The following is a 13475-nucleotide window of genomic DNA, read 5'->3' on the forward strand; positions in this document are numbered from 1 at the left end:
CCGCACCTGCGAGTCGCCGGTGTTTTTCAGGGCTTCAACAAGTCCACCAGAAAGCCCTGCACCGGCTGCCGCGCTGCCCGCAGGTTCAGCAGTGTGTGGGGCGCGCCGGGAATCAACACCACACTGGCCTGCGGATGGTCTTTGAAGGCCCGGGCGCAATGCCCGCTGGCCGATGCGTTGCCCAGCCAGGTGTTGGTGGGTGAAAAGAAGGGGTCGGTTGCGCTGATGATGTTCAGCACCTGCTGTCCCGGCACCACGGCCGTGTCGGGCCGCTCCACAAAGTAGTTGTCCTCACAGCTCCACGAAAAGATGATGCGGCCCGCAAACTCGGCGCCGCCATAGCGTGCCACGGCCGTCGCGCCCTCGCTGGTGCCTGCGAGCACCAGACGCTGCATGTCCGCCCAAGGCTGGGTCTGCAAGGTCTGCAGTGCCAGGGTGATCTCCGACCGGCGCAGCGCGTGGATTTTTTCGTACGCCTCCTTGCTGGCGGGCGACTTGTAGGTCACGCGGTCAGGCAGCGCAAATGAGTCGGGCGCCACGCTGGCAATGCCCAGGCTGCCCAGCCATTGCTGCCACTCGCCAATGGCCTTGAGCCCCAGGCCCGACGAGCCATGCAGGAACACCACCACGGGCACCTTGTTGCGCACCGTGGCGGGCGCATCCTTGAACGCCCCCACATAGGCGGCGCCTCCGGTGGCCTGGGCGGGCAACACCAGCTGCGCCCCTGCCATCACGCCTTTGGCAGACGCCTCGGTGTGGACTGTCGCTGTGCCCTTGACCTCCCCTACTGGTGTTTGGGCTTGGGCAGCATTAAGGCCCAGAGACAACAGGATGGCCAGAGACAGGGTCGAGATTTTTTTCATGGTGCAACTCCTTTGGGGTTGCACTGTAGAAAGCGGCACAATTCCTGTCCAATGCATCAATTGACGCAATTCATAGCCAATCATTATGAATCTCACCCAACGCCAGCTGCGCATGTTTGTGACCACCGCCGCCGTGGGCAACATCTCCCGCGCCAGCGAGGCATTGCACATCAGCCAGCCCGCGCTCACCCGCGCACTGCAAGAGTTTGAGAGCCAGCTGGGGGTCGCGCTATTCCTGCGCACCACCCGCCAACTGGCCTTGACGCCAGAGGGTGAGCGATTCCTGCCCGTCGCCCAACGGTTGCTGCACGACCTGACGGAGGCCGCCGCCCTGATCCAGGGTGAAGCCACGGGCCAAAGCGGCTCGGTCAGCCTGGCAGTGGGCGAGGCCTTTGGTTGCACCGTGCTGCCCGACATCCTCCAGTCCTTCGTCAAAAAACACCCTGGCGTGCGGGTGCGCGTGGTCAACGACAACAGCCAGGGCATCACCCGCCGCGTGGCACAAGGCGAAGTGGACTTCGGCATTGGCTCCCCCGTAGGCCGCACCGAGGCCCTGCGCTGCACCAAGCTGCTGAGTGCGCCTTTAGGCCTGCTGTTCAACCCCCAGCTGCACCAGCTCAAGGCCTGGGTCCGTACCGAAACACTGGGCGACCTGCCTCTGCTGAAGGAAGGCAGCGACACCAGCATCGTCAGCGTGCTGCGCGCGCAAGGCTCTGACCTGGTGGCACACATGGACCATGGGGTGGAAGTCTCCAGCCTCGCCCTGCAATTGGCCATGGCACGGGCTGGCGTGGGCATTGCGGTGATGTCCGCACTGGGCGCATCGCACAGGGATGCTGCCGATTTGCGCTTTTCGCCCCTGCGCCCTACCGTGCAGCGCGAGGTGTTTGTGATGCAGCAGAGGGACCGAGCGCTGTCAGTGCCCGCACGGGCGTTGATAGAGGCGGTGGTTGCGGGAGCCAAAGGGGCACAGCTGCATCGACTGGTGAAGCTGGAGTCATGAAGGGATGACCCGATGTCTGCACGTGGCGATGACCGAGAAAAGTGCATTGGTTCGTGACGCCGGACGCTGGCGCAGGTGCAGGCGCCGCAGCACAACGCCCGCCTAGGAAAAGAACCGCTTCAACGCATCTTCAAATGCAGGCACATCCGCACCGACATGCGAAGTGTTGTACTCGGCCTTGAGCGATACCAGGCCCGGTAGGTTCTGAGAGGCGATCTGATTGAAAACAGGGATACCGATCAGTGGGTGGTTGCCGCCACTCGCACCCGCAAGGAACAAGGTCGCTGGCACAGCCTTTCCATCAATCTGCTTTTCAAACGCTAAGACCCCCGCCGGGCTGGTGTGCTCCCCCACGCTGCACTCTGTCGACAGGTAGTATGAAAAACTGGGGGGCACACCTGCACGCGCCTCCAGTATCAGCGCGGCCAGAACGAAGTACCCACCATGGGACAAGCCCGACAACGCCCTTCGTTTGCGATCAATCCGGTACTGGCTCTCAATGGTGGGCGCCAGTTCTTTCACCAGAAAGTCGAGGTACTTCGTTGCGCCGGGCATGAGAAAGTCAGTGCCCCTCCAGGCTGTTCCCCCAATGCCAACCAAAACAGCCTGGGTACCCCGGCGCTGCATGACCTCTTTGAACGTGTCAAAGCGCGAGCGATTGGCGCCCCCATACGGAGCGTCCCCTTCGGTCGCGTAGATCACAGGCAAAACGGTCGTGCTGTTGGCGTATGACTCTGGCAAGAAAACCTGAATGGCGTACGTGTTGCCATTGGCAACCGACTTGATGGTGGAGTTGATCACCTGGCCTGATGCGGCGGGCCCTGCACCGTCGCCGGCCCCTCCGCCTCCGCAGGCGGTCAGGACGGCGGACGCCGCGCAAATGAGCGCACTTCTGCGCGCGTGCTGAAACTCCATGCCCATGTGTGGTTCCTCCTGCTGCGCCATGGTGGCGGGTGAATGCGACACAACTCGGCCATCTTAGGGGCTCCGGGCCGCAGACGGCTGCGTGGACAAGTTGCGAGTTCCTTAAGACCAAGTTAATCCAGCCGCTTCATGCTGCCAAGAACGCGGGCCCAGGAACAGAAGACGCTCGATTCCGGCTCGCGGAGCACACCTGAAGGGTCGGTCCGAATGCCGGACAGACACCGAAAAATGATCTCGGCCTTCGCATATAAATGATTTATATGGTATATATGATTAAATTGACAGGCTGCGACCTTGGCGGCAGGTGAAAACAGGCCGTTGAAGGTCAAGCCCAACGCCCCCGCCATGACTGCCCGGGTTGGAGAGGATTCAAGGAATCCCGTCGAGACAAGACCATCCAGAAAGATGCCGACATGAAAAATCTGAAAATCTCGACCCGCCTGTACGGTGCATTTGCCACCCTGATATTGCTGCTGATGGGGCTTGCAGGGCTGGCTGCCCTCCAGCTCTCCACCATGCGGTCAGCCACCGTGGAAATTGCGGACAACTGGCTCCCCAGTGTGCGGGCAGCCAATGAGATGGACTCGCAGCTGTTGGTGGCACGCATGACCGTATTGGGTCATGTCATGAATACTGACGCGGCGGCGATGGAGGCGATTGACAAGAAGGTAGTGACCGACCGGCAGAAACTGGATCAGTCATTGAAGGCCTACGAGAAGCTCATCAGCGGGGACAACGAGCGCAAGGCATATGACCAGCTCGTGCAGCAATGGAAGCAGTACCGTGAGGTGGATGACCGCGTGCTTGCACTCTCGCGCAAGAACGAAAACGATCAGGCACGGAGTCTCGTGGAGGGTGAGTCCAAGAAGCTGTTTGACCTGACCATGGAGACGCTGGACCAGCTGGTAAAGATAAATAGCGACGGCTCGGAGGCATCCCGGGCAGAGTCGGAGGCAACCTATGCCAATGCACGCGCAACGCTGCTGCTGATCTCGACCCTTGCGATAGTGCTGGCCGTGGTGACAGCCCTCTTGCTGGTGCGCTCCATCACGCGCCCGTTGGCCCAAGCCGTGCAACTGGCAGAGCATGTGGCTGGTGGTGACCTGAGCACCACCATCCAGGTCACCAGTACGGATGAAACGGGACAGCTCATGGCAGCGCTGGAGCGCATGCAGCAAAGCCTGGTGAACACCGTGAGCATGGTTCGGCAAAACTCTGAGAACGTGTCTACGGCCTCCTCAGAAATTGCCCAGGGCAACCACGATCTGAGCGCCCGCACGGAGCAACAGGCCAGTGCGCTGGAAGAGACTGCGGCGTCCATGGAAGAGCTGAACTCCACAGTCCGGCAAAACGCAGACAACGCACGCCAGGCCAACCAGCTGGCAATGAGCGCCTCTACGGTCGCAATACAAGGGGGCGAGGTGGTCGGACAGGTCGTCGAGACCATGAAGGGCATCAACGACAGCAGCAAGAGAATTGCGGACATCATCAGCGTCATCGATGGCATCGCGTTCCAGACCAACATCCTGGCACTGAACGCAGCGGTGGAAGCAGCACGGGCCGGCGAACAGGGCCGCGGTTTTGCCGTGGTGGCCACCGAGGTGCGCAACTTGGCACAGCGCAGCGCAGAAGCGGCCAAAGAGATCAAAACGCTGATCGATGACAGCGTTTCGAGAGTGAGTCAGGGCACAACCCTGGTGGACCAAGCAGGCACGACGATGACGGAAGTGGTGAGCTCCATCAAGCGGGTGACGGACCTCATGGGTGAGATCAGCGCCGCCAGCCAAGAGCAAAGCCAGGGCGTGGCGCAGGTGGGCGAAGCTGTGACCCAAATGGACCAGGTCACCCAACAGAATGCCGCGTTGGTGGAAGAGATGGCAGCCGCTGCTAGCAGCTTGAACAATCAGGCTGCAGAACTTGTCAGTGCGGTCGCGTTCTTCAAATTGCCTGGTGGCCGCAGAGCTTTGGCACGCATGCCTGGGCTATCGTTCGCAGCGCCTCGCCTTCAATAGGCTTGCAACCTGCGCAATACGACCATCGTCGGGTGGGCTTGGCGCGCCAAGACCGCTACCATCGACCGTCGGCTTTGCCCTTTGCCGACACCCTCACTCTTGGCCCGCCTTGTGCGGGCTTTCTTTTGGAGCCCCGTCTTCAACGGCTGCATACAACAAGCAGCCAAGCGCTCTATCTAGAGTGCCAGGCGTTGGAGGGACTGGCGGCGCGCAAGCCCCATGGGCCGCTGTTTAGCCTGACTGCCATCCCTCGCTACAAGCCTCGGAAACTCTCCTTTAATGGAAATCCCGGCTCCCCTGCAGCGCCTGCCCCATGCGGCCCAGTAGGGGCGTCAGGTCCTTGAAGCGCTGGGCCACCAGGTGGCGCACCACCGCCGTGCTGCCGGGTGGGCCGGCGCTGCATTGCCACATCCCTTCCACCGCCAGCAGCTGCGACCGCAGCAGCGCATTGCGCCACACATCGACCAAGGCGGGCCAGACGATGACGTTGACGGGGCCGGTTTCGTCTTCCAGCGTGACGAACATGGTGCCCTTGGCGGTGCCAGGGCGCTGCCGCACCGTGACGATGCCGCAGGCGCGCACCTTGCGGCCGTGGGCGGCGTTGTGCAGTTGCAGGGCGGTTTGCAGGCGCCAGCGGGCCAGGCGGGGGCGCAGCAGGGCCAGGGGGTGGCGGCGCAACGTGAGGCCGGTGGCGGCGTAGTCGAACAGGATTTCTTCGCCCTCGGGCGCCTCGGGCAGTTGCAGCGGGGCCTCGTGCACGGGCACGTCGCGCCACAGGGGAGGCGCGCTGTGCTGGGCGGCGGCGTCCCACATCTGCTGGCGCCGGTGGCCCGACAGGCTGGCCAGGGCATCGGCGGCTGCCAGGGCTTGCAGGTCTTGCTGGCTCAGTTGGGCACGCAGGGCCAGGTCTTCGGTGGTGGCAAAGGCGGGGCCTGTGGCGCGTGCTTGCAGCAGGCGCCGGGCGGCATCTCCGTGCAGGCTGCCTACCAGCCGCAGGCCCAGGCGCACGGCGGGCTGGGGCAGCGGCGGTGCGCCCAGGCCGCGTGCGGGGCGCAGCGGCTCGGGGTTGCCCTCCAGCGTGCAGTCGATGTCGCTCACGGTCACGTCGATCGGCAGCACGCGCACGCCGTGGCGGCGGGCGTCCTGCACCAGTTGCGAGGCGCTGTAAAAGCCCATGGGCAACGAGTTGAGCAGCGCCGCCAAAAAGCACGCGGGCTCGTGGCACTTGAGCCAGCTGCTGGCATAGGCCAGCAGCGCAAAGCTGTGGGCGTGGCTTTCAGGAAAGCCGTATTCGCCAAAGCCCAGCATCTGCTGGAAGATGCGGTCGGCAAATTCGGCGGGGTAGTCCCTGTCTTTCATGCCTTGTTTGAGAGGCTCTTCAAAGCGATGCACGCCCCCCTTGCGCTTCCAGGCGGCCATGGAGCGGCGCAGGTCGTCGGCCATGCCGGGGGTGAAGCCCGCCGCGATCATGGCGATCTGCATCACCTGCTCCTGGAAGATGGGCACGCCCAGTGTGCGCGCCAGGGCGTCCTCCAGCTCCGGCTTTTCCAGTTGCAGAGGCTCGCCCTTGCGCCGGCGCTCGCGCGCCTGCAGATACGGGTGCACCATGCCCCCCTGGATGGGACCGGGGCGCACGATGGCGACCTCGACCACCAGGTCGTAGAACTCGCGCGGCTGCAGGCGGGGCAGCATGCTCATCTGGGCGCGGCTTTCGATCTGGAACACGCCCACGGTGTCGGCGGCGCAGATCATGTCGTAGGTGGCGGGGTCTTCGCGCGGGATTTCCTTGAGACCCCAGTGCTCGCCGCGCAGGGCTGCACGCAGGTTGAGGCAGCGGCGCAGCGCGCTGAGCATGCCCAGGGCCAGCACATCGACCTTGAGCAGGCCCATGTCATCCAGGTCGTCCTTGTCCCACTGGATGACGGAGCGGTCCTTCATGCTGGCGGGCTCCACCGGCACCAGCCGCGTGAGCTTGCCCTGGGTTAGCACAAAGCCGCCCACATGCTGGCTCAGGTGGCGCGGAAAATCCTTCAGGTCGGCAGCCAGCTCCAGCCACAGCCGGGCGATGTGCCGGTGCAGCGACACGCCCACCGCCTGGGCCAGCTCCTGCAGGCGGTCGGTGGCGAAGGTTTCGTCAAACCAGTGGTGGTCTTTGGCAAACGCATCGACCAGGGCGGGCGCCACGCCCAGGGCCTTGCCCACGTCGCGCAGGGCACTGCGTGTGCGGTAGCAGGTGACCACGGCGGCGATGGCGGCGCGGTCGCGGCCGTATTTGTCGTAGATGTACTGGATGACCTCTTCGCGCCGGTCGTGTTCGAAGTCCACATCAATGTCAGGAGGCTCGCTGCGCTCCTTGCTGATGAAGCGCTCGAACAGCAGGTGGGACTGCTCGGGGGCCACCGCCGTGATACCCAGCACGTAGCAGACCACCGAGTTCGCCGCCGAGCCCCGGCCCTGGCACAGGATGCCCACGCTGCGCGCAAACCGCACGATGTCGTGCACGGTCAGGAAATACATCTCATACCCGCAGTGCGCGATCAGGTCGAGCTCTTTGCGGATCTGCGCCTGCACGCTCTCGGGCGCGCCCAGCGGGTAATGGCTTCGCACCCCCAGCTCTACCAGCCAGGCCAGTGCCTGGGCAGGTGTCATGCCCTCGGGCACGGTCTCCAGCGGGTAGCGGTACTGGATCTCACTCAGGCTGAAAGTGCAGCGCCCGGCCACGGTGAGCGTGGCCGCCAGCAACTCGGGCGGGTAGATGCCTGCCAGCCGCACGCGCTGGCGCAGGTGGCGCTCGGCGTTGGGCTGCAACGCAAAGCCGCACTCGGCCACGGTGCAGCCGCGCTTCACGGCGGTGATCACATCCTGCAGCGGCTTGCGCGAGCGGGCGTGCATGTGCACGTCGCCCGCCGCCACCAGCGGCAGCTGCAGTGCAGCGCCCAGGCGCTGCAGCGTGGCCAGCCACAGGCTGTCGTCGGCGGCCTGGTGCAATTCGACCGCCAGCCACACCTGCGGAGCCTTTTGAGAGCCAAATTGGCTGGTAGCGCTAGTGATACATGCGCTGATTGCTACAAAATCAGAAGCATCAAAGCGCTGACGGCATGGTGCCAGCAGCAGCTCGCACCCCTGCAGCAAGTGCCAGGGGCTGTCCGCACCCACGCGATATTGCCCCTTGGGCGCAGCAGCTCGGGCGGCGGTGATGAACTCGCACAGGTTGCCCCAGCCCTCGGCATCGCGTGCCAGTGCCACCAGCCGCAGGTCACCCCACAAAAACTCGCTGCCCACGATGAGGTGCAGGCCACATTCCTTGGCCGCTCCCCAGGCACGCACCACGCCGGCCACGGAGCATTCGTCCGTCAGCGCCAGCGCCTGGTAGCCGAGTTGGGCAGCGCGCGTGACCAGCTCTTGCGGGTGCGATGCCCCCCGCTGAAAGCTGAAGTTGGACAGGCAATGCAGCTCGGCATAGCCCGGCAGCTCGCCCGCGCCCGCTGCGGGGCCTGGCACCGCAGTGGCCTGTAGAGGATGTCGGTGCGTCAAACCCATGGACAACCACCCTGCCCGCTCACCCAAAGATTCCGTGCAAGAACCAGCGGTGTGGGCGAGCCACCGCTGGCGTGCCGTCCAGCGCAGGCGCCAGGCGCTCGCGAAACACCCACACCAGTCCCGCCACATCGTTGTGGGCCACAAAGTAGTCGCGCAAGGCCAGGTCTGCGCAGGGGCGTGCTGGGTCCACCGCATCGTCGGTGGCAGACCACCAGCCCGCCTCCAACCGGTGGGGCCCGGCCAGCAAGCGCAACAGGCCGTGGTGGCAGGGGCGGTTGCCCTGCACGGCCAGCTGCCGGGGCGGGTTCAGCAGCCAGGTGGGCAGCAAGGGGGCATCTGGGCCGATGCCCGGCGAAGCACCGTCCGCACGCGCGGACACAGGACCGGTGGGTGTCCGCGTGGCTGCATTGCGCGTCGCAGCCGAGGGCATGCCCAGCACTTCAGCAGCCGGTCGCCATTGCTGCATGCGTTCGGGCCGATGGTCGGCCAGCAGCACCGGGGCCACCACGTGGTCGGCCCCCAGGCGGGCCGACAGGCGCTCCAGCAGTTGGTGCAGGGCCTCGCCGGGGGTACCGGCCGGGTCGGTGCTGCCATGGCTTGTGGGGTCACGCCCGCCCACCTCCCCCGGGGGCAGCAGGCTGGCACTGCGGTGCGGCAACGGTGCCGATTCGAGCAGCCGCAGCGTGATCTGGTTGACCGGCGCGGCCAGCGTGGTGCGCGCCAGGTTTTCGGCCAGCAGGCGCCGCAGGTGCACCAGGTCGTGGGTGGTCTGGGCGGTGCGCACCTGCAGCGCCTGGGTGGGGGGCAGCGCCACGCCATCCAGGCGCCGCAGGTCGTGGCGCCAGGCCAGCTCCAGCGCCAGCACGCCCTGCTGGCGCGCCTGCAGCCAGGCCTGCAGGGCCGTCAGGCTGCGGCTGGCGCTCCACAACAGTGCGTCGGCCGACGCGGCCAAGGCGGGCAGCTCGGTGGTCAACACAAACTGCTCGGGCAGTTGCAGCCAGGCATGGGCCTCGGGGGCATCACCCAGGGCCTGGTCCAGCACTTGCAGCACGCCCGCCCCCAGACGCCGCGCCACGCCCGCACGCGGCAAGGCCCGCAGCGCCCCCCAGGTGCGGCACCCCATGCGCTCCAGGCTGGCCACATGGGGGCGCAGTGCTGTCAGCGTGTGCAAAGGCAGGTTCTCTGCACTGCCCTGCGGCGGGCAGATGCGCCCTGCCAATGCCATGCGCAGTCTGGCCTGAGCGACCAGGGCGGTGGGGCCTGTGCCCCACACAGTCGGTGCATGGGGCACCGGGGCTGTGGTCGATCCAAAGGAATGGGCAGGCTCTTCAGCGCTGCGGACGGGTGGAAGGGCAACGCACTCCCCTTCGCATCGGGCCGACGCATCAGCCCAGGCTTGCAGCACCAGTGCCTGCAGCGCATCGCGCCCGCCCCACAGGCGTTCGGTGGTGGACACCTCCAGCAACACCGCCTCGCCATCGGCCAGCGCCACACGCGGCGTGAAGCGCAAGGCCCACCAGCCGGCGGCGGCGCTCAGCACTCCGGTATTTCTATCCGTGCCTGTACCCGCCAAGGCGGCGACCTCATCGCACCAGGGCAATGGCAGGGCGATCCAGTGCATGCCTGCTCCCTTCTGGCCGGCCTCCGGGTCGGCCTCCTGGCTCGCATACGGGCTGGACTGGGGGCTGGACTGGGGACACATGGCGCGCCAGCGAACCCGCCAAGACCCCGGCCACACGGGCGGCCGCGGCCTGGCGCCCCGCCACCTGGGCAATGGCAGCCTCTTGCGCAGCGCGGCGCCGCTCGGCCTGTGCCACCAGCACCTGCGCCAGTTGAGGGTGGCAGCCCGGCAGTTGGAGCGCCTGCGCCAGCGGAGGCCCTCGGCGCTTGAGGATCCGCACCTGCATGCCGGGGGCTGCTGCGGCATCCCCTGGCAAAGCCAGCCCCTGCACCTGCAGCCGCAATTGGGCCGGCGACGCCTGAGACACCTGTGATGCGGGCCCTGGGGCGTCGACCGGACGAAACACCCACAACAATTGTTGCTGCTGGGCCGCCGCCAATTGCAACCGCCGCAAGGCGGCAGGCTGCGCCTGGGGCAGCCAGGCCATGACGGCCACCACGCCCTGGCAGCGCAGCGCCTGCTCGGCCGCCCACAAGGCGACCATGGGGGAGTCGGCATGCACCACACACACCCGCTCTGCCCGCAACCCCTGCGACTGCAGGGCCGGGCCAAAAGGCTCGAACGGCGGCGCCACCAGCACCACGGCCCCGCTCTGCCGGGCCGTGGCCTGCACCAGTGCGGGCAGCACCAGTTGCCATTCGTGCAAGCCCGCCAGGGGCTGCAGCACTTCGCTCAGGGCCCCCACTGGCCAGCCGCCACCCGGCAGCTGGGCATCCAGCGCGGCATGGCCCGAAGGCAATACGCGCTGCGCGCTGGCCCCCAGCGCGTCGGCATGCCACACCCCAGGCACGGGGATGGGCAAATCGGACGCAACCCGCAAAGAGGGGCGTGGCGCAGGCATGGTGGTGGGAGAAGTTGAGGCAACACAAATACTGTAAATATAACCAGTATTTTGCCGAATGGGTGAACCTGGAAGCGAAGACCCACCAAGGACATCGGTATGAGGAGGCCGACGCAGGCCAGGGCTTGTTCACACTATTTTTGCCAATGCGAAGGCCTCCCCCGCCACGCCAATCCAGGCGCGCGACGACGCCGAGGCCTTGGCGGGGTCAATCCGAAAGTCTGCTTACAGCGTACGCATCGCCCAATCGCACCAGTCCGCCACCGCCGCATCGGCGGGCGTGGCACGGTCCGAGAGCTGGGGCCAGCGGCGGTGGCTGGCGTTCAGGATGCTTTGCAGTTGCCACAAGGCCTCGCGTCCCACCAGGGCGACCTCGGCCATGCCAATGGCGTCGCCTTGCAATTGCGCCAGCAGCTCGCCCTGGTGCCGGGGGTGCGAGCCCGCTTCGATCAGGGCTTTTTGCAAGGCCATGAGGCGGGAATCGGTAAACGCAAAGGCAGTGCCCGCAGGAGACTTGGCCGCCGTGTCTGGAGGCAAGGCCGCCTTGAGCTGGTCCCAGTAGGCAAAGGCTTCGGCCAGCAATTCGATCTGGCGGGGCGCATCGTTACCCAGAGGCATCAAGGCCGATTCGCGGGCCACTTCCTCCTGCAGCAGCGGCAGGATGAACGCCACCAGTGCCGAAGGAAACTTGCGGTGATTGAGCCGCAGCACCAGCGACAGCCGCTGCGCGGGCATATCGTCGTATTTCTCGTAGAAAGCGGCCACCACTTCGGCCAGTAGCAGGATGCGGCCCATGGGCGTGATATCCGCCCCTGGCAAGGCGCGTGGATAGCCGCTGCCGTCAATGCGCTCATGGTGCTCCAGCACAGCGACCTCGGCAGCGCGTGGGTAGGCCTGCGTGTCGCGGATCATGAGCATGGCCGAAATGGGGTGGGCCACCAGGTGCTTGCGCCCTACCCCTACCATTTTGTGGTCCGGGTCGTCCCAGGCTGGGTCCATGTGCAGCACACCCAGGTCATGCAGCAGCGCAGCAGCCGCCACCGTGCTGCAGTCGCGCTCACTCAGCCCGCTTTTGACCGCCAGAAATACCGCCACGGTGGTCATCACCAGACTGTGCTGGAACAGCGTGGGCCGTTGGTCACGCATCACGGTGAGCTTGCAGGCCATGGCAGAAGGCAACGGCAGGGACCGCAGGGGAGCCAGCAACCGGGCACCTGAGCCCAGCGCCTCAGCCAGCATGGCGGGCAGGGTTTCCTGCTCGATCAGCGTCTGGCCCAGTGCCAGCAGCGCAGGCACGTCCACCGGGTTTTCGATGGACAGATGGCGGTCAATGGGCTCGCGCAGCTTGTGCTGCACCAGGCGGTCGTACAGGCGGCTGTCGATGCGCGCGCCCTTCTCCACCAGCTTGATGCCGTTGTCGGTGTAGATGGCAGCGCCTGCGACCACCGTACGCCGGTCGGCCATGTCGGTCAGCGCACGCAAGTAATGGGGACTGTCAGCGTCCTCGGCATCCGCTGAAAGAAGAATATCGGTCATGCAAGCAACACAAATCGTTACTTCGCACTATAGGGGGTTCTCTTGCGGGGCACTGACTCGCGTGACGCGATACCGACATGCAATCTTGATGCACATCAAGCAGCAGGCGCTGCTACCCGTGCTCGTTTTTTGCCGCATGGCAGAGATCACACGTCCGGATTCCCATGACCAAGGCCTGGACCCGCCCGGGCTCGCCGGGGTGACAAAGCCCCCTGTCACCCCAATGTCATTGTCCCAAATAGGCGTCAGGGTTTCCATTCAACAATGTCGCCGATAGCCTGCTTTTTGGTGATCCTGGACAGTCAGGCTTGGGTAAACCCTGAAAAGTTCCGCATTGATTGTTCACAATACTGGAACAGTTAGTTCGCGACCCGGTGGTTTTTCTCTGCACCCCACCGGCGTACAGTTCATCCCATCGATGAGCCGAACCCGCAAGGCGACTCNCAATACTGGAACAGTTAGTTCGCGACCCGGTGGTTTTTCTCTGCACCCCACCGGCGTACAGTTCATCCCATCGATGAGCCGAACCCGCAAGGCGACTCACCGAACCCGGTCCCAAGTAGCTTTCTTTGTTTTTGGCGCTTTGTCCCGGCTTTTTTTGAGACGCTTCTTTAACTTCAAGGATTTCCATCATGAACAACACCGCACGTTTCCTGTCTATCGCCGCTGTCGCCGCTTTCGCTTCTTTTGGCGCCCAGGCTGACGAAGCCGATGCTTCGCAGTTCGCCACCAAGTTCGAAACCAACCGCACCCGCGCTGAAGTGGCTGCCGAAGCTGCTACCGTGGCCCAGACCCGCTCGATCGAGCCCGCTGGTTCGCGTGTGGTGACTTACAAGTCCACGGCTGACCGCGCTGCCGTGCGTGCCCAGGCTGCTGAAGCAGTGCGCACCGGTCAGATTTCTTCGGGTGAGCGCGGCTGATTCACCAGGGGCGGCTGAATCTGCCGCCCTGGTTGCGCCGTATCTCTCAGTACCCAAGTCCTCTTTTTAGAATTTTCCGGAGTTTCACCATGAACAAGTCTGTCCGTTTCCTGTCCGTTGCTGCTGTCGCCGCTTTTGCCGCTTTTGGTGCCCAN

General features: G+C 65.0%; 9 protein-coding genes. 3 read left to right on the forward strand and 6 right to left on the reverse strand.

Going from position 1 to position 13475, the window contains the following annotated elements:
- Positions 1 to 26: 26 nt before the first annotated feature.
- Positions 27 to 863 (reverse strand): dienelactone hydrolase family protein, encoded by an 837-nt coding sequence (locus tag ASD75_RS12465; RefSeq protein ID WP_056746090.1) that lies wholly within the window; start codon positions 861 to 863, stop codon positions 27 to 29.
- An 85-nt stretch (positions 864 to 948) separates the two neighbouring features.
- On the opposite strand from ASD75_RS12465, the gene ASD75_RS12470 reads away from it, so the two are divergent.
- Entirely contained in the window at positions 949 to 1866 is a 918-nt protein-coding gene (locus tag ASD75_RS12470) for a LysR family transcriptional regulator (protein ID WP_056062232.1), read from the forward strand.
- A 102-nt stretch (positions 1867 to 1968) separates the two neighbouring features.
- On the opposite strand, the gene ASD75_RS12475 is transcribed toward ASD75_RS12470, so the two are convergent.
- Entirely contained in the window at positions 1969 to 2787 is an 819-nt protein-coding gene (locus ASD75_RS12475) for an alpha/beta hydrolase-fold protein (protein WP_056746092.1), read from the reverse strand.
- 416 nt (positions 2788 to 3203) lie between these two features.
- On the opposite strand from ASD75_RS12475, the gene ASD75_RS24245 reads away from it, so the two are divergent.
- Complete coding sequence (locus ASD75_RS24245; RefSeq protein ID WP_082565012.1) at positions 3204 to 4802, forward strand: methyl-accepting chemotaxis protein; 1599 nt, start codon at positions 3204 to 3206, stop codon at positions 4800 to 4802.
- Positions 4803 to 5078: 276 nt separating this feature from the next.
- On the opposite strand, the gene ASD75_RS12490 is transcribed toward ASD75_RS24245, so the two are convergent.
- The 4 genes from ASD75_RS12490 to ASD75_RS12505 form a co-directional block, all read right to left on the reverse strand.
- Positions 5079 to 8342 carry an error-prone DNA polymerase gene (locus ASD75_RS12490; protein ID WP_056746097.1) on the reverse strand — a complete coding sequence of 1088 codons (3264 nt, stop codon included), beginning with the start codon at positions 8340 to 8342 and terminating at the stop codon, positions 5079 to 5081.
- A 19-nt stretch (positions 8343 to 8361) separates the two neighbouring features.
- Positions 8362 to 9963: a hypothetical protein gene (locus ASD75_RS12495; RefSeq protein ID WP_056746099.1), complete on the reverse strand. Its 1602-nt coding sequence runs from the start codon at positions 9961 to 9963 to the stop codon at positions 8362 to 8364.
- On the reverse strand, positions 9926 to 10864 hold the full coding sequence (gene imuA, locus ASD75_RS12500; protein ID WP_056746101.1) for a translesion DNA synthesis-associated protein ImuA: 939 nt from the start codon (positions 10862 to 10864) through the stop codon (positions 9926 to 9928). The genes ASD75_RS12495 and imuA overlap by 38 nt, the downstream gene beginning before the upstream one ends.
- Before the next feature lie 225 nt (positions 10865 to 11089).
- Complete coding sequence (locus tag ASD75_RS12505) at positions 11090 to 12400, reverse strand: HD-GYP domain-containing protein (RefSeq protein WP_056746103.1); 1311 nt, start codon at positions 12398 to 12400, stop codon at positions 11090 to 11092.
- 632 nt (positions 12401 to 13032) lie between these two features.
- Here ASD75_RS12505 and ASD75_RS12510 point away from each other — a divergent pair.
- Entirely contained in the window at positions 13033 to 13320 is a 288-nt protein-coding gene (locus tag ASD75_RS12510) for a hypothetical protein (RefSeq protein WP_056746105.1), read from the forward strand.
- Positions 13321 to 13475 lie beyond the last annotated feature (155 nt).

This window comes from Acidovorax sp. Root568 (assembly GCF_001427445.1).
GTDB lineage: Bacteria > Pseudomonadota > Gammaproteobacteria > Burkholderiales > Burkholderiaceae_C > Acidovorax > Acidovorax delafieldii.